At 68.8% G+C, this 22,822-nt stretch carries 20 protein-coding genes and 1 pseudogene; 9 read left to right on the forward strand and 12 right to left on the reverse strand.

Annotation, left to right across the window (positions count from 1 at the left end):
• Nucleotides 1–41 precede the first annotated feature (41 nt).
• Nucleotides 42–614 (forward strand): dihydrofolate reductase family protein, encoded by a 573-nt coding sequence (locus LBW94_RS39780; RefSeq protein WP_225057971.1) that lies wholly within the window; start codon nucleotides 42–44, stop codon nucleotides 612–614.
• 242 nt (nucleotides 615–856) lie between these two features.
• Nucleotides 857–964, forward strand: a pseudogene (locus tag LBW94_RS44630) (AraC family transcriptional regulator); the annotation flags it as partial.
• A gap of 110 nt (nucleotides 965–1,074) precedes the next feature.
• Here the strand turns inward: LBW94_RS44630 and LBW94_RS39790 are convergent.
• On the reverse strand, nucleotides 1,075–2,277 hold the full coding sequence (locus tag LBW94_RS39790) for a cytochrome P450 (protein ID WP_225057972.1): 1,203 nt from the start codon (nucleotides 2,275–2,277) through the stop codon (nucleotides 1,075–1,077).
• Between the two features lie 163 nt (nucleotides 2,278–2,440).
• Between LBW94_RS39790 and LBW94_RS39795 the strand changes: the two genes are divergently transcribed.
• Nucleotides 2,441–3,418: a LacI family DNA-binding transcriptional regulator gene (locus LBW94_RS39795; protein ID WP_225057973.1), complete on the forward strand. Its 978-nt coding sequence runs from the start codon at nucleotides 2,441–2,443 to the stop codon at nucleotides 3,416–3,418.
• A 67-nt stretch (nucleotides 3,419–3,485) separates the two neighbouring features.
• Here the strand turns inward: LBW94_RS39795 and LBW94_RS39800 are convergent, their stop codons facing one another.
• The gene (locus LBW94_RS39800) at nucleotides 3,486–5,711 is read right to left on the reverse strand and encodes a glycoside hydrolase family 3 C-terminal domain-containing protein (protein WP_225057974.1); all 2,226 of its coding nucleotides are present in this window, start codon (nucleotides 5,709–5,711) and stop codon (nucleotides 3,486–3,488) included.
• Nucleotides 5,712–5,870: 159 nt separating this feature from the next.
• On the opposite strand from LBW94_RS39800, the gene LBW94_RS39805 reads away from it, so the two are divergent.
• Nucleotides 5,871–6,458 (forward strand): TetR/AcrR family transcriptional regulator, encoded by a 588-nt coding sequence (locus LBW94_RS39805; RefSeq protein ID WP_225057975.1) that lies wholly within the window; start codon nucleotides 5,871–5,873, stop codon nucleotides 6,456–6,458.
• Between the two features lie 3 nt (nucleotides 6,459–6,461).
• Here the strand turns inward: LBW94_RS39805 and LBW94_RS39810 are convergent, their stop codons facing one another.
• Together LBW94_RS39810 and LBW94_RS39815 are read right to left on the reverse strand one after the other, a co-directional pair.
• Nucleotides 6,462–6,950 carry a hypothetical protein gene (locus LBW94_RS39810; protein ID WP_225057976.1) on the reverse strand — a complete coding sequence of 163 codons (489 nt, stop codon included), beginning with the start codon at nucleotides 6,948–6,950 and terminating at the stop codon, nucleotides 6,462–6,464.
• A gap of 69 nt (nucleotides 6,951–7,019) precedes the next feature.
• Nucleotides 7,020–8,105 (reverse strand): diacylglycerol kinase, encoded by a 1,086-nt coding sequence (locus LBW94_RS39815; RefSeq protein WP_225057977.1) that lies wholly within the window; start codon nucleotides 8,103–8,105, stop codon nucleotides 7,020–7,022.
• Nucleotides 8,106–8,222: 117 nt separating this feature from the next.
• On the opposite strand from LBW94_RS39815, the gene LBW94_RS39820 reads away from it, so the two are divergent.
• Nucleotides 8,223–8,960, forward strand: a complete 738-nt coding sequence (locus tag LBW94_RS39820; RefSeq protein WP_225057978.1) for a glucose 1-dehydrogenase — start codon at nucleotides 8,223–8,225, stop codon at nucleotides 8,958–8,960.
• 96 nt (nucleotides 8,961–9,056) lie between these two features.
• On the opposite strand, the gene LBW94_RS39825 is transcribed toward LBW94_RS39820, so the two are convergent.
• From LBW94_RS39825 to LBW94_RS39855, 7 genes are all read right to left on the reverse strand, one after another.
• Complete coding sequence (locus tag LBW94_RS39825; protein WP_225057979.1) at nucleotides 9,057–10,301, reverse strand: cytochrome P450; 1,245 nt, start codon at nucleotides 10,299–10,301, stop codon at nucleotides 9,057–9,059.
• Nucleotides 10,302–10,526: 225 nt separating this feature from the next.
• Nucleotides 10,527–11,114 carry a TetR/AcrR family transcriptional regulator gene (locus LBW94_RS39830; RefSeq protein ID WP_225057980.1) on the reverse strand — a complete coding sequence of 196 codons (588 nt, stop codon included), beginning with the start codon at nucleotides 11,112–11,114 and terminating at the stop codon, nucleotides 10,527–10,529.
• 48 nt (nucleotides 11,115–11,162) lie between these two features.
• The gene (locus LBW94_RS39835) at nucleotides 11,163–12,788 is read right to left on the reverse strand and encodes an acyl-CoA synthetase (protein WP_225057981.1); all 1,626 of its coding nucleotides are present in this window, start codon (nucleotides 12,786–12,788) and stop codon (nucleotides 11,163–11,165) included.
• Nucleotides 12,789–12,846: 58 nt separating this feature from the next.
• Nucleotides 12,847–14,100: a hypothetical protein gene (locus tag LBW94_RS39840; protein ID WP_416277052.1), complete on the reverse strand. Its 1,254-nt coding sequence runs from the start codon at nucleotides 14,098–14,100 to the stop codon at nucleotides 12,847–12,849.
• A complete protein-coding gene (locus tag LBW94_RS39845; RefSeq protein WP_225057983.1) occupies nucleotides 14,097–14,645 on the reverse strand; it encodes a nuclear transport factor 2 family protein in 549 nt (182 codons plus the stop codon). Before LBW94_RS39845 ends, LBW94_RS39840 begins: the two co-directional genes overlap by 4 nt.
• Nucleotides 14,646–14,695: 50 nt before the next feature.
• Entirely contained in the window at nucleotides 14,696–15,481 is a 786-nt protein-coding gene (locus tag LBW94_RS39850; RefSeq protein ID WP_225057984.1) for an SDR family oxidoreductase, read from the reverse strand.
• Nucleotides 15,482–16,687, reverse strand: a complete 1,206-nt coding sequence (locus LBW94_RS39855) for a cytochrome P450 (RefSeq protein ID WP_225057985.1) — start codon at nucleotides 16,685–16,687, stop codon at nucleotides 15,482–15,484.
• 152 nt (nucleotides 16,688–16,839) lie between these two features.
• Between LBW94_RS39855 and LBW94_RS39860 the strand changes: the two genes are divergently transcribed.
• From LBW94_RS39860 to LBW94_RS39875, 4 genes are all read left to right on the forward strand, one after another.
• On the forward strand, nucleotides 16,840–18,309 hold the full coding sequence (locus tag LBW94_RS39860) for an aldehyde dehydrogenase (RefSeq protein ID WP_225057986.1): 1,470 nt from the start codon (nucleotides 16,840–16,842) through the stop codon (nucleotides 18,307–18,309).
• A 57-nt stretch (nucleotides 18,310–18,366) separates the two neighbouring features.
• Entirely contained in the window at nucleotides 18,367–19,221 is an 855-nt protein-coding gene (locus tag LBW94_RS39865) for an LLM class F420-dependent oxidoreductase (RefSeq protein ID WP_225057998.1), read from the forward strand.
• A gap of 284 nt (nucleotides 19,222–19,505) precedes the next feature.
• A protein-coding gene (locus LBW94_RS39870; protein WP_266273261.1) for an IS5 family transposase occupies nucleotides 19,506–20,424 on the forward strand; the annotation gives its coding sequence in 2 pieces (ribosomal slippage) (nucleotides 19,506–19,873 and nucleotides 19,872–20,424; 921 coding nt in all).
• Nucleotides 20,425–20,461: 37 nt separating this feature from the next.
• Nucleotides 20,462–21,380, forward strand: a protein-coding gene (locus LBW94_RS39875) for an IS5 family transposase (protein WP_266271503.1) whose coding sequence is annotated in 2 segments (ribosomal slippage) — nucleotides 20,462–20,829 and nucleotides 20,828–21,380 — 921 coding nt in all. Because the reading frame shifts where the segments join, the coding sequence is not laid out codon by codon here.
• Here the strand turns inward: LBW94_RS39875 and LBW94_RS39880 are convergent.
• Nucleotides 21,377–22,678, reverse strand: coding sequence for a cytochrome P450 (locus LBW94_RS39880; protein WP_225060722.1), 1,302 nt, complete (start codon nucleotides 22,676–22,678; stop codon nucleotides 21,377–21,379). The genes LBW94_RS39875 and LBW94_RS39880 overlap by 4 nt on opposite strands.
• Nucleotides 22,679–22,822 lie beyond the last annotated feature (144 nt).

The raw sequence follows: 22,822 nt of genomic DNA on the forward strand, positions 1-22,822 counted from the left end.
CGGCAACGGCAATCGACCTTCACCAGAGATGAGGAAATCCCATGCGCACGTTGATCAGCACCGCCTTCATCTCCCTCGACGGCGTCGTCGAGGGTCCGGGCGGCGAACCCGGGTACCGTAATTCCGGCTGGACCTTCAAGGACATCGAATTCGCCCCCGAGGCCTACGAGATCAAGGGTCGCGAACAGGCGGAATCGGCCGCGCTGCTGCTGGGCCGGGCCAGTTACCAGGCGTTCGCCCCGGTGTGGCCGGACATGGCCGAATTCACCGGCTACAAGGCGATGCCGAAATATGTCGTCTCCACCACCCTCACCGAGGACGACCTGGTGTCGAACTGGGGTGAGACCACGATCCTGCGCTCCCTCGACGAGGTCGCCGCGCTGAAGCGGACCGAGGGCGGCCCGATCATCGTGCACGGCAGCGCCTCCCTGAATCGGGCACTCGCCGACGCGGACCTGATCGACCGCTACCACCTGCTCGTCTTCCCCCTGTTGCTGGGTGCGGGCAAGCGTCTGTTCAGTGCCACCGACAAAGACACGCAACAGCTGAAACTGGTCGAGTACGAGGCCTATTCGAACGGCATCCAGAAGAACGTCTTCGACGTGGTGCGCTGACGCTTCGGCCGTCGCCCGGCACTCCCGGGCGACGGCCCGAATTCACCCGCGCCGCAACCACTCCGACGCCGCCGCGAGTTCGCGCACCTCGACGCCGATCGCGCGGCACTCCGCCACACCGCGTTCGTACAGCCCCGAGATCGCATCCGAGACCAGCACGACCCGGAAATCTGGCCGAGGCGGCGGGCGTGCTGCACGCCGGCGCCAGCCACCTGGTGCGGGCGTTCGGCCGCGAGTTCGGGATGCCGCCGCATCGGTACCTGATCTCGCGCCGGGTGGATCTCGCCCGCCCGCTGTTGCCGTCGGGTGTGCCGACGCGAGATGTCGCGGCTGCCACTGGATTTCACGATCAGCCGCATCCGACCCGGCACTTCACCCGGATCGTCGGCGTGACCCCGCGCGGTATGCGCGTAGCGGCCGGTGAGCTGCCGGACCGCCACGCGCACCACGGTGTTCGCGCTCAGCCCAGCACCGCGGGCAGGGTTTCCCAGCCGCGGACGGTGGAGGTCGGCGACAGCTTCGCGCGGCTCAGGTCGACGTTCCACTCCGGGAAGCGCTTCAGGATCTCCTCGAGGGCGATGCGGCCCTCCAGCCGGGCCAGTGCCGCGCCGAGGCAGTAGTGGGTGCCGATACTGAAGGCCAGGTTCTGCTTGATCTCGCGGTGGATGTCGAAAACATCGCCGTCGGGGGCGTATTGGCGATGGTCGCGGCAGGCCGAGCCCAGCAGCATCATCATGATGCTGCCCTCCGGCACGGTGTGGCCGTGCACCTCGACGTCGCGGGTGACGTAGCGGGCCGTGTGCGGGGCCGGCGGCTCGAAACGCAGCAGCTCCTCGATGGCGCCGGGGATCAGGGCCGGGTTCTCGGCCAGTTCGCGGCGCTGATCGGGATGTTCGGCGAGAACCTTTCCGGCCCAGCCGATCAGGCGGGTGGTGGTCTCGTTGCCGGCGCCCGCGACGACGTTGATGTAGGTGAGCAGTTCGTCGCGGGTGAGCTTGCGATGCACGCCCTTCTCGTCGTCGAATTCGACCTCGAGCAACTCGGTCATGATGTCGTCGGAGGGATGCGCGGCACGCCAGTCGATGTAGGCGCCGAAGATGTCGCCGGCGATCAGGCCCTCCTCGGCGGCGCGCATGGGTTTGCCCTCCTCCGTGCGCAACTGGGCGTTGGCGTGATCGCGGATCGCCTCCTGATCGTCCTCCGGGATGCCCAGCAGCATGCTGATCACCCGCATCGGCATCTGGGCGCCGAGATCGGCGATGAAGTCGAATCCGCCGGAGCCGACCAGCGGGTCGAGGCTCTGGGCGCAGAATTCGCGGATGCGCGGCTCCAGCGCGTAGACCTTGCGCGGGGTGAACATCCGGGCCAGCAGCTTGCGGTGCACGTCGTGCAGCGGCGGGTCCTCGAAAAGCACCACCCCGGAGGGGATCTCGATATTCGCCTTGATCAGCTCCAGGATGCCGCCGCGGGCGGAGCTGTAGGTCTCCCAGTCGATCAGACCCTTGTTGACGTCGTCGAATCGGCTCAGCGCGTAGAACTCGTACTGCTCGTTGTAGTAGAGGGGGGCTTCCTCGCGCAGTCGCCGGAACATCGGGTAGGGATCGGCGATGAGATCGACATCGTACGGATCGAAGTGCACGTCGCTCGGGGCGGTGATCGTCACGGAACTTCGCCTTTCAACTTTCTGAAGTCACACCGTCGCGTAACTCCCTGCTCGCCGGACAGCTTACGCGCGTAAATAGCGATCCGCGGGCACACCGGGGAATCCGTATGGGGCATTATTGGCGAGGCGTAGTCGGTGCGGGCTGATCGGAGGTGTGGCAGCGATGAGCCGGTCCGATCGGCCCACGAAGGCCGATGTGGCGCGCCTGGCGAAGGTGTCCACGGCGACGGTCAGCTATGTGCTCAACGACGCCAAAGGTGTCAGTATCTCGGCGCAGACGCGCGAGACGGTGCAGCGCGCGGCGCGGCAACTGGGCTACCGGCCCAATCTGGCGGCTCGCAACCTCGCCCGCGGCGGCAGCGGTGTGGTGCTCTACATCGTGCCCCGGGTTGCCCTGGGAGAGTTGGTGATCGAGGTCGGCAGCGGGATGACGACGGCGCTGGCCCGGCACGGCGTGATGTCGCTGGTGGTGTTCGAGACCGAGGACGACCGGCAGGTCGGCGAGGCCCTGTCCTCCTTCGATCCGGTGGCGGTGACCAGTGTCTTCCCGCTCAGCGGCGGCGCGCTGGCCGCGGTGGAGGCGGCCGGGGTGCCGCGATTCCACCTGGGCAGCAGCGAATTGCAGTCCGTGGGCCAGTTGCATCTGCTGACCGGCGAGATGCGGGTGGACCACCTGGTCGAACGCGGCCACCGGCAACTCGCGTTCGCCTACACCGAATCGCCGAAATGGCGTCCGCTGGGCGACTATTGGCTGACCGGGCTCGAGGCGGCCGCCCGCGCCCGCGACCTGCCCGACCTGCGCGTGGCCACCGTGCGCCCGCACGATGCCGCCGCCACCGTCACCGGCTGGGTCGAGGCCGGCGTCACCGCGGTCTGCGCGCAGAACGACGAGACGGCCTTCGTGGTCCAGCACGGCATCCGCGAGGCGGGCCTGCGCTGCCCCGAGGATCTCGCGGTGATGGGGGTGGACGCCATCCCGCTCGGCGAGGTCGCGGCCCCACCCTTGACGACCGTGGCCTTCGACGCCGATGTCATCGTCGAGATCGCCATCGCCGTCCTGCTCCGCTCACTGGGCTACCAGGTCCCGGACCCACCCCCGGACACCGGCCTGGCCCGGGTGATTGCCCGCCGCTCCACCTGATCCGGGGGCGGGTGATCTCGGCGTCGGCGGGACAGCGTGCCGAGAGAGACGGCCGGCCGCGCGGCGTTCAGTCCGGTGTGCCCACCGCCTTCGCGATCTGTTCCACCAGATCGGGGCCGTCGCCACCGGCGAACGAGGCCAGCATGCCCAGCGGGATCGACAGCATCATGCGGGCCAGATCCATGCCGAGTGCTGTCTGTTCGCCGCCGGCGGGCATCATCTGCTGCAACAGCGGCACCACCATGGCGGCCGCGGCGGGGTCGGCGAGCACCTCGCCGAGGGTGGTGTCCTCGCCGATGCTCAGCGGCACGGTATCGCCGATGACGGTGACGGTGCCGCGCAACCGGAGGTCGGCGCTGGAGGCCGCGGCCACGATCTCGTAGTCGCCGGACTCCAGCAGCCACGACTCGGTGCGAATGTCCCAGTAGCACAGGTCTTCCCGGCGCAGCAGGACCGCGACGTCCGCGGTCTCGCCCGGTTCCAGGGTGATCTCGGCGAAGCCCTTCAGTTCCCGCACCGCGCGGGTGATCGCCGAACCCGGCAGGCCGGCGTAGAACTGCACGACCTCGCGCCCGGTCCGGGAGCCGGTGTTGGTGACGGCCACGGTCGCGGTGAGGCCGGCGCCGGTGGTGGTCAGCCGCAGGTCGGAGTATTCGAAGCTGGTGTAGGACAAGCCGTGTCCGAACGGGAACGTGACCTCGATCGCGCGCGCGTCGTACCAGCGGTACCCGACGAACAGCCCTTCCGCGTACCGGGTGTGTGAGAACTCGCCTGGAAACTCGAGATAGGACGGGACATCCTCGAGCCGTGCGGGCACCGTCTCGGCCACCTTGCCGGAGGGATTGACGACGCCGTAGAGCACCTCGGCGATCGCGGTGCCGCCGGCCTGGCCGAGCAGGGCGCCGTCGAGGATCGCCGGGGCCAGTCGCGCCACCGGAGCCAGCCGCAGCACCCCGCCGTGCGACAGCACCACGACGGTGTCCGGTTGCACGGCGGCGATCTCGCGGAGCAGGGTGAGCTGATCGGCGGGCAGTTCGATGTGGTCGCGGTCGAATCCCTCGGATTCCTGACCGGCCGCGACGCCCAGGAACAGCACCGCCACCGACGCCGCGGCGGCGAGGTCGACGGCCTCGCGGCGCAGGGCCGCGGCGTCGCCGCCGCCGTCGGTGGTGAATCCGGTGGCGAACGGTACCTCGGTCGCGGCCAGCCGCCGGATCTCGTCGAGCGGGATGTCCAGCCGGGTGGGGTTCACGTGGGAGCTGCCGCCGCCCTGATAGCGCGGGGTACGGGCGAATTCGCCGATCACCGCGACGGATCGGCCGGGGTCCAGCGGCAGCAGGGCGTTCTCGTTGCGCAGCAACACGATCGCGTGCGCGGCGATCCGCGCGGCGAGGGCGTGGTGCGCGTCCCGATCGACCGGGACGCCCGGCTGTGTGGCGATCCGCGCCGACAGTTCGCCGAGACGGCCCGCGGCCCGCGCGACGGTCGCGGCCGGTAGTTCCCCGGCCGCCACCGCGGCCACGATGCGCTCGTCGCCGCGCGGATCGGGGCCGGGCATCGCGAGATCCACCCCGGCCGCGAGTGCGGCGGGCCGGTTGCGCACCGCCCCCCAATCACTGACCACGGCCCCGGTGAAACCCCATTCCCCGCGCAGCACGTCGGTGAGCAGCCAGCGATCCTCGGAGACGCGAACGCCGTTGAGCCGGTTGTAGGAACACATGATCGTCCAGGGCCGCGCGTCGCGGACGATGCGTTCGAAGCCGCGCAGGTAGATCTCGCGCAGGGTCCGCGGATCGATGTCGGAACTGGACCGCATCCGGTCGTTCTCGGCGTTGTTGGCGGCGAAATGTTTCACCGACGCGCCGGCGCCTTGTTCCTGTAGTCCGGTCACCCACGCCGCGCCGAGCGCCCCCGTGAGGTGCGGATCCTCGGACAAGTACTCGAAGTTGCGGCCGCCGCGCGGGTCCCGCTTGATGTTGACTCCCGGGCCGAGCAGTACGCCGACGTTCTCGGCGCGGCATTCCCGGCCCAGTGCGGCGCCGACCTCCCGCGCGAGTGCGACGCTCCAGGTCTGGGCCAGTCCGACCGCGGGCGGGAAGCAGGTGGCCGGCACGCTCTCGCCGATACCGAGATGGTCGGTGGTCCCGGTCTGCTTCCGCAGGCCGTGCGGCCCGTCGTGCAGCGCGAACGCGGCCGCCGAGTCCAGCTGTTTCGTGGACCAGAACGATGCGCCGCTGGTCGCTGCGGCTTGCTGCGTGATCACGGGGTCCGGATCCGGCACCGTCGACGTCATGGTCGTTCCTCCCGACACTTCCCGGCACACCGTTGTGGCGCGACATTCGGATGAAAACAGAATGGCATGCGGTTTTCGGCGCGGCAAGCAACCGCCGGTCCGGAACTGCCGGATGTCCGGCGCCCGGGACCGGCTCCGGCGGCTCCGTACGATGCATCCATGGCGAGTCGCGGTCCCTACAGCAAGGGTGTCGAGAAACGGGCGGAGATCCTCGACACCGCGCTGGCGGTGGTCGCTCGCAACGGCTACGGCAAGGCGACGGTCAAGGAGATCGCCGAGGCGGTGGGACTGAGCCAGAACGGCCTGCTGCACTATTTCGGTTCCAAGGACGCGTTGTTCACCGAAATCCTGCGCCGCCGTGACGAACTCGACCTGGCCACCTACGGCACGCCCGCCGTCGACATCGGCGCCCGGCTGGCGGATCTGGTCGCCCACAACGCCGGGGTACCGGGCCTGGTCGAGCTGTACACCCGGCTGACCGCGGAGGCCACCGAATCGGCGCACCCGTCCCACCCCTACGTCCGGGACCGCTACGAGTCGACCCGCGCACTCGGCCGCGCCGCGTTCGAGCAACTCCGCGACACCGGCGCGATCGCCCCCGGTCTCGATCCGCACCGGCTCTCGCCGTTGCTGTTCGCGGTCATCGACGGCTTACAGACCCAATGGCTGTACGACCGCGACATCGACATGCCCGCGCTGGTGCGGTATTTCCTCGAGCTGCTGGCAACCGCGCCCGCGCCGGACTGACGCTCAGCGCCGGTCGAGGATTCGCCACACGACCTGCTCGCGGGCCCGGCCGTCGCGGGAGTCCGCGTAGCCGGTGCCCGCGTCGAACAGGGCGGCGGTGTAGATCGTCTCCAGGCGCGCGGCGACTGAGTCGTCGGGCTGCGGGCCCAGCGCTTCGGCGATGCGGTGCCGGATCTCCCCGGCGGTGCGGTCGCGCAGGTGCAGCACGTCGAGGGCATCCGATCGCAGGGTGCGGCGCACTCCCGTGCGCGGCGCGGAAGTCATCTGGCGCCACAGCAATTCGGAGATCTGCCGGGCAGCGGAGGCGAACTGCGCGGGCGCCGCCGTGAGGCTGATCCCCGCCTCGACGGCGAGGGCCTGCACCGTGAGACTCCCGAGGCCGGTGCGCGCGACGATCGTCCAGGCCGAGTCGAGTAGTACGCCGAGCAGTTCGGCGCGGTCCATCGGGGGATCATCGGGCGGCGGACCGACGATGGACATTGGATCGGACATGTGTCCGAATGCTAGTCCAGACGAGTGCGGGTGGCAAGGACTGTCAGGTCGGCTCGGGAGCCGGTGGCGCTACCGCGGCCGTGGCACCCGGATCACCCCGGGTGTGGTGACCAACGGCAGGTCGAGGGTGGTGCGGATGCCGGGGGCGGCGGCCACCACGGCCGGGATCGCGTTCACGATGCGGCCCGCGGCGGCCACGATGGCGGCGTGGTTGTGATCACCCTTACGGCTGTTCGGGCAGATGTCGACCGCGTACGACGGCTCGCCGGTGATCTCGATGCGATAGGACCCGCCCGGCTGGGCCGGCTGCGCCCACTGCGGGCACAGATCCTCGCGCAGGCGGGTGATGTGCTCGATCACGATCGCCGGATGCCCGTCGACCATGCCGCACAGTTCGAAGCGCAGGGCCACCACGCCGCCCGCGGGTACGTGCCCGGCGGCGATGTCGAACGCCGCCGTGGCCGGGATCCGCTCGTAGTGCTCGGTGATGTTGTCCACGGTGACGCCGAGCCCCGCCGCGAGCATCCGGATGGACGGACCCCACGCGATGCTCAGCACGCCCGGCTGCAACAGCATCGGAATCTCGTCCAGCGGCTTGCCGAAACCCATGACGTCGAACATGACCTCGGCGCCGTCGTAGGTCGCGTAGTCGGCGATCTCCATGCAGCGGACCTGTTCGACGGTCTGGCAGGTGCCCGTCAATGCCAGCGGCAGTAGATCATTGGCGAACCCGGGATCGACGCCGGTGATGAACAGGCTCGAATTGCCCTGCCGCGCGGCCTCTTCGATCGGTGCGACGAATTTCGGCGGCAGCACCTGCCAGGGGTACATCAGCAGTCCCGGCGCCGAGCCGACGACGTGGACGCCGGCGGCCAGCAGCCGCCGCACGTCCTCGACCGCCTCCAGCAGCCGGGTGTCGCCCATCGCGCAGTACACCACCACCTCCGGCTCGGTCGCCAGCAGCGCGTCGAGATCGCCGACCGCCGTGATCCCGGTCGTGACCCCGAGTCCCGCGAGCTCCCCGGCATCGCGGCCGACCTTGGCGGGCGTCGAGACGCAGACGCCGGTCAGCTCGTAGCGCGGGCTCTCGATCAGGCCGGTCAGGGCCAGGCGGCCGACGTTGCCGGTGCCGACGTGGGCGACTCGGACGGACATGGATTCTCCTCGTGACGGGTGGATCGGCGCCCGGCGGGCAGCCTTGCGCCGGAGTCCGTTCAGATATCTGGACAGTAGTCTGGATTGGCTTCCAGTCGGTATGTTAGCGTGCAGACCATGGGACGAGTAGACGGCAAAGTGGCACTCATCAGTGGCGGCGCGCGCGGCATGGGCGCGGCGCACGCGGAGCTGCTCGTGGCCGAGGGAGCCAAGGTCGTCATCGGTGACGTCCTGGACGACGAAGGTAAGGCGGTCGCCGAGAAGCTCGGCGCCGCAGCGCGTTACGTACATCTGGATGTCACCGATCCGGAGCAGTGGCAGGCCGCGGTGGCCGATGCGGTCGCCACCTACGGCCGGCTGAACGTGCTGGTGAACAATGCCGGCATCATCAACGGCGGACCGCTTCAGAAGTTCGATCTGGAGAAGTGGCGCCGGATCATCGACGTCAACCTCACCGGCACCTTCCTCGGCATGCGCGCGGTGGTCGACGCGATGACCGCCGCCGGCGGCGGCTCGATCATCAACGTGTCCTCGATCGAGGGCCTGCGCGGCGCGCCCTGGGCGCACGGCTACGTGGCCTCCAAATGGGCCGTGCGCGGTCTGGCCAAGTCCGCGGCGCTCGAGCTGGCCCCCCGCGGCATCCGGGTCAATTCGCTGCATCCGGGCCTGATCCGGACCCCGATGACCGAGCAGATCCCCGACGATCTGGTGACCATCCCGCTGGGCCGGCCCGCGCAGCCGTCCGAGGTCGCGACCTTCGTGCTGTTCCTGGCCAGCGACGAGGCCTCCTACGCGACCGGTTCGGAGTTCGTGGTGGACGGCGGGCTCGTCACCGCCGTGCCGCACAAGGCCTGAGCGCGAACGCCTTTCGGCATCACCAGGGCCGGATGGGCCGGAGGTCGCACGGCCCGGACGGATCTCCGTCCGGGCCGTTGTCGTTCCCGGGCCGGGTTATTCGTACCGGACCTGCCAGTGCTTGATGCCGTTGATCCAGCCCGACCGTAGCCGGCTCGGCGCCGACAGTTCGGTCAGATTCGGCATCACCTCGGCGATGGCGTCGAACATCAGGCCGATCTCCAGCCGCGCCAGGTTGGCCCCGATGCAGAAGTGCGCGCCGGTGCCGCCGAAGCCGAGATGCAGATTGGGATCGCGGGTGATGTCGAACCGGAACGGATCCTCGAAGGCGTCCTCGTCGAAATTGGCGGAGCTGTAGAACAATCCGACGCGATCACCCGCGCGGATGCGCTGCCCGCCGAGTTCGGTGTCCGCGGTGGCGGTGCGCTGGAACACGGTCACCGGGCTGGCCCAGCGCACGATCTCGTCCACCGCGGTGCGCGGCCGCTCCCGCTTGTACAGCTCCCACTGCTCGGGATTGTCGACGAATGCCTTCATGCCGTGCGTGATGGCATTGCGGGTGGTCTCGTTTCCGGCCACCGCGAGCAGGATGACGAAGAAACCGAATTCCTCGGAAGCCAGTGCCTCACCGTCGATATCGGCGTGCACGAGCTGACTCACGATATCGCCGAGCGGTTCGGCGCGCCGCGCCTCGGCCATGTTCCAGGCGTAGCCGAGGATTTCCATCGATGCCCGCGCCGAGACCTCCGCCGTACTGGCGCCCCCGTATTCCGGGTCGTCGTAGTTGAGCATCTGATTGGACCACTCGAAAAGCTTGTGCCGGTCCTCCTGCGGGATGCCGATCAATTCGGCGATGGCCTGCAACGGCAGCTCACACGCCACCTGCTCGACGAAATCGCCGTGACCCTCGGTGCGGGCCGCGTGCACGATGGCGGCCGCGCGCTCGGCCAGGGCGGCCCGCAATCCCTCGACGGCCCGGGGGCTGAAGCCCTTGGCGACGATCCGCCGGATCTTGGTGTGCTTCGGCGGATCCATGTTGAGCAGCAGGGCGCCGGTGATCTCGATCTGCTCGGGGGTCACCTCGCCGGGCAGCCGGATGACGGTCCCCTTCCGGGACGCGGAGAACAATTCCGCGTTGCGCGAGACCTCCTTGATGTCCTCGTGTGTGGAGACGACCCAGTATCCTCCGTCGCGAAAACCGCCGGACTGTTCGTCGGTCTGCGGGTTCCACCACACCGGCGCGGTGCGGCGCAGTTCGGCGAATTCCCGAATCGGATTACGGGTCTCCCAGAGGGCCGGATCGGTGAAATCGAAGCCGGCGGGGATGGACGGAGCTGACACTGCATTCCTCCTGACAGGACTGACGTCCTCGCGGACCGGAGAATCCTTTCCGTATGGCTGTCCAGACACATCATGGACATCTGTCTGGACGCTACTATGAATGAGATCCCCTCGACAAGCCTCACGGTGGGAGCGAAGCCCGCACAACCACGACGGCCCCGGCCGCAGGGTTGCGGTCGGGGCCGTCGGGCGGGCCGGAAGATGAAGGCCGGGGCGGGTTCCGGATCAGGCCCCGCGATCGGCCAGCAGGCGCCGCGCCGAGATCTCCAGCAGATCGGCGACCTGTTCGTAGGACAGCAGATTCATGCCCGCCTGCAACAGCGCGCCCGAGTAGAGCAGTTCGAGCATCGACAGACTCTCGGTATCGGCCGAGCCCAGCGCCGCGGACAATCGGCCCCGGATCTCGGTGCCGATGCGCACCCGCAGATGCCGGACATCCGGATCGTCGCCGAGCAGCGCGCTGCTCACCGCACTCGCCAGCGCCGGTTCATCGGCCACCAGCAGCGAAACCTGGCGCAACACCGCCACCACGCGGGTGGCCGGATCCTTCTCGTCGGTCTCCAGCGGCGGCGCGGCGATCAGACGGCGCCAGTACACCTCCGAGATGAGGTGCTCCTTGGACGAGAAATAGGTGTAGGCGGTGGCGGTGCCGACTCCCGCGGCAGCGGCGACGAGTCGAATTGTAGTGCCGGAGTAGCCTTCTCGCGACAGTACATCGACCGCGGCCGTGGTGAGCCGGTCGACGGTGTCGGCCTGTTTCTCGGTGAGTCGCCGTCGAGTCGCCTCGATGCCGGTGGATGCGAGTTCGGACATGTGTCTGAATCCTACTGTAGTGTCACGACCAGGGTCGTTGCGGCACGGCTAGCGATCGCCGCCGGTTCCGACCCGATGGTCCGGGGTGCGGCCGCCGGCGTAGTCCCGCGCCCAGCGATAGTCGGGTTTACCGCTGGGGGAGCGGACCACCGTCTCGGCGACCCAGAGAGTGCGGGGTACCTTGTAGCCCGCCAGATGACGGCGCACGTGGGCGATGAGGTCCTCGAAATCGGGCCCGTCCGCGTCCGCGGCGGAGAGCACCGCCGCGACCTGCTGGCCCCAGCGCTCGTGCGCGATGCCGACGACCACCGCGTCGCAAACCGAATTATGCGCCTTGAGAACACTTTCCACCTCCTCCACGTACACCTTCTCACCGCCGGTGTTGATCACCATGTTGCCGCGGCCGAGCAACATGATGGCGGTGTCGGACTCGGCGCGGGCCCGGTCGTCGGTGACCACCATCCGGACCCCGTTCACCGTCTTGAACAGCTTCGCGGTCTTCGCCTCGTCCTTGTAGTAGCCCAGCGGCACCGATCCGGTCTTGGCCAGCCAGCCCTCCTCGCCGACGGCGACCGGCCGGCCGTCGTCGTCGACCACCACCGCGCCGCGGCCGATCCGCACCCGCGGGCCGCGGCTGGGATCGTCGTCCTTGGTCGCGAAACCCATACCGCCGAAACCCGTTTCGGAGGATCCGATGGAGTCCGAGATGAGTGCGGCCGGGAATCGTTCCAGCAGCGCGTTCTTCACCGGCTGTGACAGCAGCGCGGCGCCGGAGGCGAGGATCGCCAGTGAGCCGGTGTCGCCCTCGGCGGTGGCGTGCGCGTCCAGCAGCGGGCGGGCCATGGCGTCCCCGGTGATCACCAGCACCTGCGGCCGCTCGCGAACCACGGTGCGCCACACCCGATCCGCGTCGAATGTGGATTCGAGGGCGACGGTGTTGCCGGTCCACAGCGCGGTGAAGGTCGGCATCATCGCCGAGGGATGGATCAGCGGCGGCAGCACCAGCCAGGTGCTGGGCTCGCTCTCGGCGCCCGTGCGGGACTGCTGGAACTCGTCGGCGACCGGCTCGCCGGTGTAGAAGTCGATGCCGCCGCCGAGCACCCGCCACATGTCCTCCTGCCGCCACATCACCCCCTTCGGCAGGCCGGTGGTGCCGCCGGTGTACATCATGAACAAGTCGTCGGCGCTGCGCTCGATCGCGCGCCGCCGCGGGGAGCCCCCGGCCAGCGCGGTCTCGTAGCAGGTGGAGTGGCTGGGCACCTGTGCGCTGCCCAGATCGTCGTCGACGACCAGGGCGTGCCGCACCCGCGGCGATCGCCGCAGCGCCGCCGCCGCTGCCGGCTCGTAGCTGCGGTGGTAGACCAGCACGTCGAGGTCCGCGTTGTCGTAGAGGTAGCACAGCTCCTCCACGCCGTAGCGGAAGTTGACGTTGATCGGCACCATCCGCAGCTTGAAGCAGGCGATCAGGGTCTCCATGGTCTCGATGCTGTTGTGCATCTGGAAACCCAGGTGATCGCCGCGGCCCAGGCCGGTCGTGGCCAGGTGGTCGGCCAGCCGGTCGGCCCGCGCCTCGAGTTCGGCGTAGGTGACGCGGCGGTCGCCGTGGATCAGCGCGATGCGGTCGCCCATCGCGTCCACCGAGTGCTCGAACAGGTCAGCGAAGTTACACGCCATGGTAATTCGTCTCTCATCTGTGTTCGGACCACTGCCGGGTTGTGGGACGGCGCCGAATTCAGACCACCGTCAGGGGCAGCGGGATGCCGCGATCGGTGAAGCGGAAGTTCGCTCCGGTGCTGATCCGGGTGATCGCCACCTCACCGGATTCGCGGAACGGCTTGTCGGCCAGCGCGAAACCGATCGACAACTCCGCCTCGGTGTCCGCGAGGACCTCGACCGCGTACCGCCGGTTCACCCCGCGTGCCATGGCCTCCAGCGGCGCCAGGTGCTCGGCGTCGATCACCGAGGGCCACACCTCGTCCTCGAGGGCGGGGCTGTGCTTCGGAAGCCGCAGCCGCACTCCGGCTTCCGTATGCTCGACCTCGGCGCCGCTGTAGCGCAACGGATTCCAGGCCGGATGCAGCCGCAGCACCCGGGCCAGGCCCGCATCGTCGTCACCGAGGCCCAGCGCGTCGCGAATGCGCTCGGAGGTGAGTCCGGCGATACCGGTGAAGCTCTTGCGCAGGATGTCGGCGTCGGCGTCGGTGCGGGAGGCGACCGAGATCCGGAACGCCCGTGCCAGCAGGTGATGCTGGAGGCACACCTCGTCGGCGATGCGGATCAGCGCCGACCGCGAGAAGTCGGCGAACCGCAGATCGCTCAGCAGCGGCCCGGAGTAGTCCGCGGTACCCGCATCCGTGGGATCGATGGGGTCCAAGGACAATTCGGCGGCCCGGCACTCGGCGAGCCGGTCCGAGTTCGGCGGAATCGGCGGCGGTTCGTGCGACGGATCGATGATCACCGTCCACGCGCAGACCGGATGCCGGTCGGCGGGCACCCGGGGCGGCCGGTGGATCGGCCGCACCTGGGCACGGGCGTTGGTGGCCAGGGCGGTGGCATCGAAGGTGGGGTCCTCGATGTCGTGGCACATCGAGCGCACATACGACTCGCCCATCGGCTCCACATCCGCGAGCGCCCCGCAGTGGTCGAGCCAGAATTCGCCGTGGTCGTGGTCGTCCACCCGGAACCGGAAGTCCATGAACTGCGGTGGTGCGCCGACATCCAGTTGCAGTGCCTTGAAGATCGTCTCGACGCTGTCGCCGACGAAGTTCAGCGCGCGCTGCATGCGCCGGGTGTAGACGGGACTGGCCGTCTGCCACTCCTCGATCGCGACGGCGGCCATACCTTCGCGCCCGAAGGCGGCGATGCTGTGCGCCATGCCGGAACGGTCGATCAGATGCCCGCTCAGCAGCAGTTCGGGCACGAGCACCGCCAGCTCGTCCCGGCTCAGATCCGCGAAACCGCTGGCGGCGGTGGAGGTTTCGTTCACCACAGCGGCACCGGCGCCGTGCCGACCCGGTACCAGCCAGGCAGCGGCCCGGATCCGGTACGCGCGATCCGCTGCTGCATGCCCTCCGACAGCGCGTTCGCGGTGATCATCTCCACGAACAGCGCGGAGACGTTGCCGAAGTCGAAGAAGTCACGCTGCCACGACCACCGGAAGTCGCCGCCGTAGCGGAACCAGCTGCCGCCGATACCTTCCGGCGAATAGTGGGTGCCGTCGGGCCGGGTCCGATCGGAGACCTGCTTCCACAGGCCGATCAGGTTGCCGCTGCGATCGTCGATGACCCAGTCCTGATACGGATAGGTCCAGCCCTCCAGCCCGTCCATCTCCAATCCGATGGCGATGTCGCGGATCTGGTCGCGCCCGACGGCCATGAACTCCTGGGTGGGCCCGTAGTTCCAGCCGTAGGTGGCGTCCTCGGTGTAGTAGTCCGCCAGCGGACGCCAGTCGCCCGCCTCCTCGCACTCGTGGTTGGCCTGCAGCCAGCGCCGCACCATCTCGTCGAGTTCGGCGCGATCGAAATCGGCCATGGCAGTATTCCTTTCGGTGATTCTGTCGATGTTCCGGTGGCTGCGGGCGGTCAGGAACCGGCGGGCAGTACCCGGGCTTCCGGTTGCACCTCGGTCAGCTGGATGTGCGCGCCACGCGGGGCCGACACCACCGCGACGATCGCGCCGGCCAGGTGGCTCGCGCGCAGCATCTCCGGATGCCGCGCGAAACCCCAGCGCACCCAGTCCTCTAGCACGGGCCCGAGAACGTCCGCGGGGGTGGTCGTCCCCATCCCGGTCATGGTCGGGCCCGGCCGGACCAGCGAGACCCGCACGCCGGTCCCCTCCAGCTCCATCCCCAGCTGCCGGGCCATCACCTCGACGGCGGTCTTGGCGGCGGGATAGGCGCCCGCGCGGGGCCGGGGATGGTTCGCGGTGTCGGAGCTGATCATCACGAAATCGCCGCGCTGCCGGGCGATCATGCCGGGAATCACCCGATGCACCAGGCGGTGCACGCCGCCCAGATGGACGTCGATCTGTGCCCCGAATTCCGCCGGGGTCATCTCGTGAATCAAGCCGAAGGTCATGTCACCGGCCCCGGAGACGACGACCTCGGCCGGGCCGAGCGCGGCCTCGGCGGCGGTGACGAACGCGTCGACCGAATCGCCGTCGGTGACGTCGAGCCGATGGGCGAACGCCTCACCGCCGTTGCCGGTGATCTTCGCGGCCAGCGCCTCGCACAGTTCGACGCGGCGCGCGCCCAGCGCCACCGGATGGCCGAGTTCGGCGAGCGCCTCGGCGGTCGCCGCGCCGATGCCGGAGGAGGCGCCGGCGATCAGCACGGGCCGGCGGTCGGGATGGGGTTCGAAACGGGGCATCTAGCGGACCTCTACGGTGAGGGGGAGTGTGGCGAAGCCGCGGACATTCGTCGAGTGCACCCGTTCGATGCCGGACTCGATGAGCTCGTAAGCGCGGACGCGCGAAGCGAATTCGCGCAGGGCGATGGTGGTCTCCAGGCGGGCCAGGTGCGCGCCGAGGCAGAAGTGCACGCCGGCGCCGAAACTCGCGAGGTTGCCCTTGTCGGGCCGGTCGATGCGGTAGCTGTCACCGTCCTCGAACACCTCGGTGTCGCGGTTGGCGGAGCCGATCAGCAGCAGCACCTTCGAGCCCGCCGGAATCGTGGCGCCGTACATCTCGATATCGGTCGCCGCGCTGCGGGCGACGATCTGGCTCGAGGTGTCGTAGCGCAGCGTCTCCTCCACCCAGTCCGGCACCAGGCCCGGGTCGGCGGCGACCTTGGCGTACTCCTCCGGGTTGCGGGCGGCCCAATAGACCGAATTGCCCAGCAGTTTGGTGGTCGTCTCGTTGCCGGCGACGACCATCAGGAACATGAAGCCGATGATCTCCTCGTCGGTGAGCCGGTCGCCGTCGATCTCGGCGTCGAGCAGCGCGGAGGTCAGGTCCTCGGTCGGCGACTTGCGCCGGGCGGTGACCATGTCGCTGTAGTAGGTGATCAGCGACAGCGCCGATTCGATGGCGGCCATCGGGACGTCGAGCACGCCCTCCTCGCGGTGCACCACGAGATCGGCGAGCCGGCGTACCTCGGCGCGATCCGGGACCGGCACCCCCATCAGTTCGGAGATGACGTCCATCGGCAGCTTGCCCGCGAAATCCTCGATCCAGTCGAAGGTTCCGCGCGCCAGCGCCGGTTCCAGATGCTCACGGGTCAGTTCGAGGATCCGCTCGTCCATCTCCTGGACCCGGCGCGGGGTGAAGCCCTTGTACACCAGGCGCCGCATCCGCACGTGCCGCGGATCGTCCATGGCGAGAAAGGACATCGTCTTGTGCGCGTGCGGGCCCCAGGCCGCGGGATCCAGGGAGACCCCGTTGGCGCTGGACAGCCGGACGTGGTCACGGAAGGCCGTGATGACGTCCGAGTGCCGCGACAACGCCCAGAAGTTCAGCTCCGGGTTGTGGTACAGCGGTGCGTCGGTGCGCAGCCGCCGATAGGTCGGGTACGGGTCGTCGTGGAACCGGTAGTCGTAGGGGTCGAACGTGAACGGCTCGAGCGAGGCCGAGGTCATGACGTCCCCCTCCAGGAAGACACACAGCTGGACATGTGTCTGGACGGTATCACCGACGTCCGCTCACCACAACGGCCTTGCGATTCTTGCATTCGATCAAGGATTCGAACTATATTCCGAACACCTGTCCAGACATGCATCGGAGCCTGCACATGAACGGCCTCGTCCCTTCCGAGGGCACCCCTCTGCTGATCGGCGGCAAGCTGGTCCCCGGTGGCTCGGGCGTCTTCGCCACCGTCAATCCGGCCACCGAGGAGGTGCTCGGCCACGCCGCCGACGCCTCCGCCGAGGACATGGACGCCGCGGTCGCGGCGGCCCGGACGGCCTTCGACGAGTCCGGCTGGTCGCGCGACCCGGCCCTGCGTGCGCACTGCCTGCGCCAGTTGCGCGATGCCATGCAGGCCCACATCGAGGAACTGCGGGAGATCACCGTCGCCGAGGTCGGCGCGCCGGTCATGCTCACCAGCGGACCGCAGCTGGAGGGCCCGGTCGCCGACCTGAGCTTCGCCGCCGATCTGGCCGAGAGCTACAGCTGGGAAACCGATCTCGGCGTCGCCGAGCAGATGGGCATCGCCAGCCGCCGGGTGATCCGGCGCGAGGCGACCGGTGTCGTCGGGGCCATCACGCCGTGGAACTTCCCGCATCAGATCAACCTGGCCAAGATCGGGCCGGCGCTGGCCGCGGGCAACACCGTGGTGCTCAAGCCCGCGCCCGACACCCCGTGGTGCGCAGCCGCTCTCGGCTCGCTGATCACCGAGCACACCGACATCCCGGCGGGGGTGCTGAACATCGTCACCGCCACCGATCACCGCCTGGGCGCCCGGCTGGTGGAGGATCCGCGGGTCGACATGATCACCTTCACCGGCTCGACCGCGACCGGTCGCTCCGTGATGATCGGCGGCGCGGCCAATCTCAAGCGCACCTTCCTCGAGCTGGGCGGCAAGTCGGCCGCTCTCGTGCTCGACGACGCCGATATCGCCGCCGCGGCGGCCTACACCGCCTTCTCCGTCGCCATGCACGCCGGGCAGGGCTGCGCGCTGACCACCCGCCTGCTGGTGCCGCGCTCGCGGCACGACGAGGCGGTGGCCGCGGCCGCGGGGACGCTGTCCGGCATCCGGGCCGGTGATCCCACCAAGCCCGGAACCATCTGCGGCCCACTGATTTCCGCACGGCAGCGGGAGCGGGTGGAGCGGTATCTGGAGATCGCGCGCAGCGAGGGCGGCACGATCGAGGTCGGCGGTGGCCGGCCCGGGAAGCGGCCGCGGGGCTTCTTCATCGACCCGACCCTCATCACCGGACTCGGCAACAACTCCACGGTGGCCCAGGAGGAGATCTTCGGCCCGGTGCTCGTGGTGATCGATTACGACGACGATGCCGACGCGATCCGGCTGGCCAACGAATCCCCCTACGGCCTTTCGGGTTCGGTGTGGGGCACCGATCCGGAGCGGGTGGAGCGCGTGGTGTCCGGCGTGCGCACCGGCACGCTGAGCGTCAACGGCGGGCTGTGGTACCACGCCGACGCGCCCTTCGGCGGCTACAAGCAGTCCGGTATCGGCCGGGAGATGGGCGTCGCCGGATTCGAGGAGTACCTCGAGACCAAGCTGGTCGCGACCCCGGCCTGACCCGCCGATCTCGAACATTCAGGAGTGGATATCGTGGCATCACCCGCCGCCGGCCCGCTGCGCGCCGGCATCGTCCTGTTCACCAGCGATCGCGGCATCACGCCGGCGGCGGCCGCCGTGGCCGCCGAGGAGCGCGGCTTCCGATCGTTCTTCGTCCCGGAGCACACCCACATCCCGGTGAAACGCGAAGCGGCGCATCCGGGTACCGGAGACGCCTCGCTGCCCGACGATCGCTACACCCGCACCCTGGATCCCTGGGTGGCGCTGGCGACGGCGGCGGCGGTGACCGAGCGCATCGAATTGTCCACCGCCGTCGCGCTGCCGGTCGAGCACGACCCGATCACCCTGGCCAAGACGATCGCGACGCTGGACCACCTCTCCGGCGGCCGGGTCACCCTCGGCACCGGATTCGGCTGGAACACCGACGAACTCACCGATCACGGGGTGCCGCCGCAGAAGCGGCGCACCGTGCTGCGCGAGTACGTGGAGGCCATGCGGGAACTGTGGACCCGCGAAGAGGCCGCCTACGACGGCGAATACGTCAACTTCGGACCCAGCTGGGCCTGGCCCAAGCCGGTGCAGTCCCACATCCCGGTGCTGGTCGGCGCCGCGGGCACGGAGAAGACCTTCCGCTGGATCGCGCGCACCGGGGACGGCTGGATCACCACCCCGACCGAAACCGATATCTCCGCGAGACTGCCACTGTTGCAGAAGATCTGGGCCGAAGCGGGCCGTGCGGGCCGGCCCCGGGTGGTAGCGCTGGACTTCAAGCCGGACGGCGAGCGCCTGGCGAGCTGGGCCGCCGAGGGCGTCACCGACGTGCTGTACGGGCTCCCGGACAGGTCCCCCGGCGACATCCTCGCCCACCTGGACCGCTTGCAGGCGAAACTGGAAGCGCTGCAACTGTTCTGACGAGGTCCGGCGGCCCCGACGAAATCGAGGGAGACATGTCCGAGGAGAAGATGTTCGCCGACCGCGGAGTGGTCGTGGTCGGCGGCGGCAGCGGTATCGGCGCGGCCGGCGACCGTGCCGGTGGCCTACCGCGACCACGCCGACCAGCCGCCGTGGTCGATCGCGGAACTCGAGGGCCTGATCGGCTGACGGCACGGCTGTGATCATCGCGCGCGGGCAGAGCCGGCCACCGGCGCGAGCGCGCTAGGGCGTGTCTCCCAATAGATCGGTGGCGGTGCGGCAGCATGGTCGTCGTGGTTGTGGTTGGTGATCGGTTTCGGGTGTTGACGGATGCGCAGTGGGAGTTGCTGGAGTTGCTGCTGCCGAAATCCGAAGGGCGCGTGGGCCGTAACTTCAGTGATAGCCGCCTGATCGTGGAGGGATTGCTGTACCGGCTGCGGGTCGGCGGGCCGTGGCGGGACCTGCCGGTGGTGTTCGGGCCGTGGCAGACGGTGTGGAAGCGCCATCGCCGCTATGCCGCTGATGGGACGTGGGACAAGGTGCTGATCGCGTTGGCCGCGCTGGCCGACGTGTCCGGTGATCTGGACTGGGTGGCGTCGATCGACACCACGATCGTGCGGGTTCACCAGCACGGTGCGAACGCCGCCCGCCACACAGGGGGCTCCCTCGAATTACACGAATCTGCTCGATGAGCCTGCCGATCACGGGATCGGCCGGTCTCGTGGCGGGCTGACGACGAAGATCCACCTGATCACCGATGGTGCCGGTCGCGGCCTGTCGGTGCTGATCACGCCCGGTCAGGCCGGCGACAGTCCCTTTCTCGGTGAGGTGCTCGACGGTGTCAGGGTGCCCCGCCTCGGCGGCGGGGCACCACGGACGAATCCGGACGCACTGCTCGGCGACAAGGCGTATTCGTCGGCAGCGAATCGGAAACTGCTGCGCCGCAGACGGATACGAGCTGTCATTCCCGAGCGTGCCGATCAGCTCGCCAATCGGAAACGCAAGGGCCGTGACGGTGGCAGGGCGCCCTCGTTCGACCGGGAGGCGTACAAGGGACGCAACGTCGTCGAACGGGCCTTCAACAAGGCCAAACAGTGGCGGGCCGTCGCCACCCGCTACGACAAGCTGGCGCTGACCTACCGTGCAGGCGTCGTCATGGCCCTCGTAGTCGAATGGCTCAAACTATTGGGAGACAAGACCTAGGGCGTGTCTCCCAATAGATCGGTGGCGGTGCGGCAGCATGGTCGTCGTGGTTGTGGTTGGTGATCGGTTTCGGGTGTTGACGGATGCGCAGTGGGAGTTGCTGGAGTTGCTGCTGCCGAAATCCGAAGGGCGCGTGGGCCGTAACTTCAGTGATAGCCGCCTGATCGTGGAGGGATTGCTGTACCGGCTGCGGGTCAGCGGGCCGTGGCGGGACCTGCCGGCGGTGTTCGGGCCGTGGCAGACGGTGTGGAAGCGCCATCGCCGCTATGCCGCTGATGGGACGTGGGACAAGGTGCTGATCGCGTTGGCCGCGCTGGCCGACGTGTCCGGTGATCTGGACTGGGTGGCGTCGATCGACACCACGATCGTGCGGGTTCACCAGCACGGTGCGAACGCCGCCCGCCACACAGGGGGCTCCCTCGAATTACACGAATCTGCTCGATGAGCCTGCCGATCACGGGATCGGCCGGTCTCGTGGCGGGCTGACGACGAAGATCCACCTGATCACCGATGGTGCCGGTCGCGGCCTGTCGGTGCTGATCACGCCCGGTCAGGCCGGCGACAGTCCCTTTCTCGGTGAGGTGCTCGACGGTGTCAGGGTGCCCCGCCTCGGCGGCGGGGCACCACGGACGAATCCGGACGCACTGCTCGGCGACAAGGCGTATTCGTCGGCAGCGAATCGGAAACTGCTGCGCCGCAGACGGATACGAGCTGTCATTCCCGAGCGTGCCGATCAGCTCGCCAATCGGAAACGCAAGGGCCGTGACGGTGGCAGGGCGCCCTCGTTCGACCGGGAGGCGTACAAGGGACGCAACGTCGTCGAACGGGCCTTCAACAAGGCCAAACAGTGGCGGGCCGTCGCCACCCGCTACGACAAGCTGGCGCTGACCTACCGTGCAGGCGTCGTCATGGCCCTCGTAGTCGAATGGCTCAAACTATTGGGAGACAAGACCTAGGCCCGGCGTGGCGAGAGGTTCAGGGTGAGGTCGACAGGGCTGAACGTGATCCCCTCGGCTACGGTGAGCCGGTAGTCGGTGGGTAGCGCGAGGTCGTAGCGGCGGAGGATCGTCGCGATGACCAGAGCGATCTGATGCAAGGCGAATTGGCGTCCGATGCAGGCCCGCATGCCGGTGCCGAACGGCTTGAACGAGTGCGGCGGGCGAGCCCGGACACGTTCGGGCAGAAAGCGGTCCGGGTCGAAGGCGTCGGTGTCGGCGCCCCACACCGGTTCCCGGTGCAGCGCGGGCAGCAGCACGAAGAACGGCTCCCCCGCCGGCATCGGGTAGCGTCCGCCGAGCACCGTGTCCGCCTTGGCCTTCCGGGCGTATCCCGGCGCCGTCGGCCACAACCGCAGCGACTCGTCGATGACCCGGCGCAGGTACCGCAGCCTGGCGATGTCGGCGAACTGCGGCTCGGGCGCCGCGAGCACCGATTCCGCCTCCGCGCGCGCCCGTTCGGCGATCCCGGGATTGGCGGCGAGGTAGTAGAGGGTGAACGACATTGCCGCGGAGGTGGTCTCGTGGCCGGCCGCGAGGAAGGTCAGCACCTGGTAGCGGATGTTGACCGGGTCCAGCACATCGGAGTCGAGCATCAGCCCCAGCAGATCGGTGCCGTGATCGCCGCGGCTGCGGCGCGCGATCACCTCGTCGACGACATCCCTGAGGTAGGTGACGTTCTCGTTGTTGCGCTCAGCCATCCGCTTGCCCAGGAAGCGGCCGGCGATCGCGGGACTGGTGACCGATCGCTGGCCGTGGTCGAGCACCTCGTCGAGGGCGGTCACGAACGGATGTGGAGTGTCGCGATCGAAGGACCCGAACGAGTAGCCGAAGCCGGTGCGGCCGATGATCTCGAGGGTGACCTTCGCCATCGACGCCGTCACGTCCACACTGCCGCCCTCCCGGGCGGACCGGTCCCAGGAATCGGTCAACCGGCCGCAGACCTCGGTCATGAGCGTGTGGTAGTGACGCATCGCGGTCTGTGAGAACGCCGGGATCAGCAGGTCGTGCGCTGTGTGCCAAGTGGGTTCGTGGTTGTGCGCGGAGAGCAGGCCGTCGCCGATCAGCGGGCGCACCACCTGCAGCGCCGGTACCACATGCTTCTCGAACCGGTTGTCGTCGGCCAGTTCGGCGACGAGTTCGGCGCCGGTGACGAACGTGAATTCCAGGTTGAACAGCCGGCGCGCGAATACCGGTCCGTGTTCGGGCGCCATGCGGGCGGACTCCTGCATGAACGAGCTCTGCAACATCGACGTCATCGGACGCTCTCTGTCGAACGGGTAGGGCACGGATGCTGTCCGCCGCTGAAGACCGGTCGGTACCCGAGTGGGAAACCGAATCTGTCCATTCGATGACACGTTCGTTGTTGCATGTGAATCACGAAAAGCCCGGCAATCATTGGT

The organism is Nocardia sp. alder85J (genome assembly GCF_020176955.2).
In the GTDB taxonomy this organism is placed as follows: domain Bacteria; phylum Actinomycetota; class Actinomycetes; order Mycobacteriales; family Mycobacteriaceae; genus Nocardia.

Excerpts from the sequence above, each read along its gene's own strand:
- LBW94_RS39780 (WP_225057971.1), top strand. The coding sequence starts at position 42 with ATGCGCACGTTGATCAGCACCGCCTTCATCTCCCTCGACGGCGTCGTC.
- LBW94_RS39795 (WP_225057973.1), top strand. The coding sequence starts at position 2,441 with ATGAGCCGGTCCGATCGGCCCACGAAGGCCGATGTGGCGCGCCTGGCG.
- LBW94_RS39800 (WP_225057974.1), bottom strand. The coding sequence starts at position 5,711 with ATGACGTCGACGGTGCCGGATCCGGACCCCGTGATCACGCAGCAAGCC.
- LBW94_RS39805 (WP_225057975.1), top strand. The coding sequence starts at position 5,871 with ATGGCGAGTCGCGGTCCCTACAGCAAGGGTGTCGAGAAACGGGCGGAG.
- LBW94_RS39810 (WP_225057976.1), bottom strand. The coding sequence starts at position 6,950 with ATGTCCGATCCAATGTCCATCGTCGGTCCGCCGCCCGATGATCCCCCG.
- LBW94_RS39815 (WP_225057977.1), bottom strand. The coding sequence starts at position 8,105 with ATGTCCGTCCGAGTCGCCCACGTCGGCACCGGCAACGTCGGCCGCCTG.
- LBW94_RS39820 (WP_225057978.1), top strand. The coding sequence starts at position 8,223 with ATGGGACGAGTAGACGGCAAAGTGGCACTCATCAGTGGCGGCGCGCGC.
- LBW94_RS39830 (WP_225057980.1), bottom strand. The coding sequence starts at position 11,114 with ATGTCCGAACTCGCATCCACCGGCATCGAGGCGACTCGACGGCGACTC.
- LBW94_RS39835 (WP_225057981.1), bottom strand. The coding sequence starts at position 12,788 with ATGGCGTGTAACTTCGCTGACCTGTTCGAGCACTCGGTGGACGCGATG.
- LBW94_RS39845 (WP_225057983.1), bottom strand. The coding sequence starts at position 14,645 with ATGGCCGATTTCGATCGCGCCGAACTCGACGAGATGGTGCGGCGCTGG.
- LBW94_RS39850 (WP_225057984.1), bottom strand. The coding sequence starts at position 15,481 with ATGCCCCGTTTCGAACCCCATCCCGACCGCCGGCCCGTGCTGATCGCC.
- LBW94_RS39855 (WP_225057985.1), bottom strand. The coding sequence starts at position 16,687 with ATGACCTCGGCCTCGCTCGAGCCGTTCACGTTCGACCCCTACGACTAC.
- LBW94_RS39860 (WP_225057986.1), top strand. The coding sequence starts at position 16,840 with ATGAACGGCCTCGTCCCTTCCGAGGGCACCCCTCTGCTGATCGGCGGC.
- LBW94_RS39880 (WP_225060722.1), bottom strand. The coding sequence starts at position 22,678 with ATGACGTCGATGTTGCAGAGCTCGTTCATGCAGGAGTCCGCCCGCATG.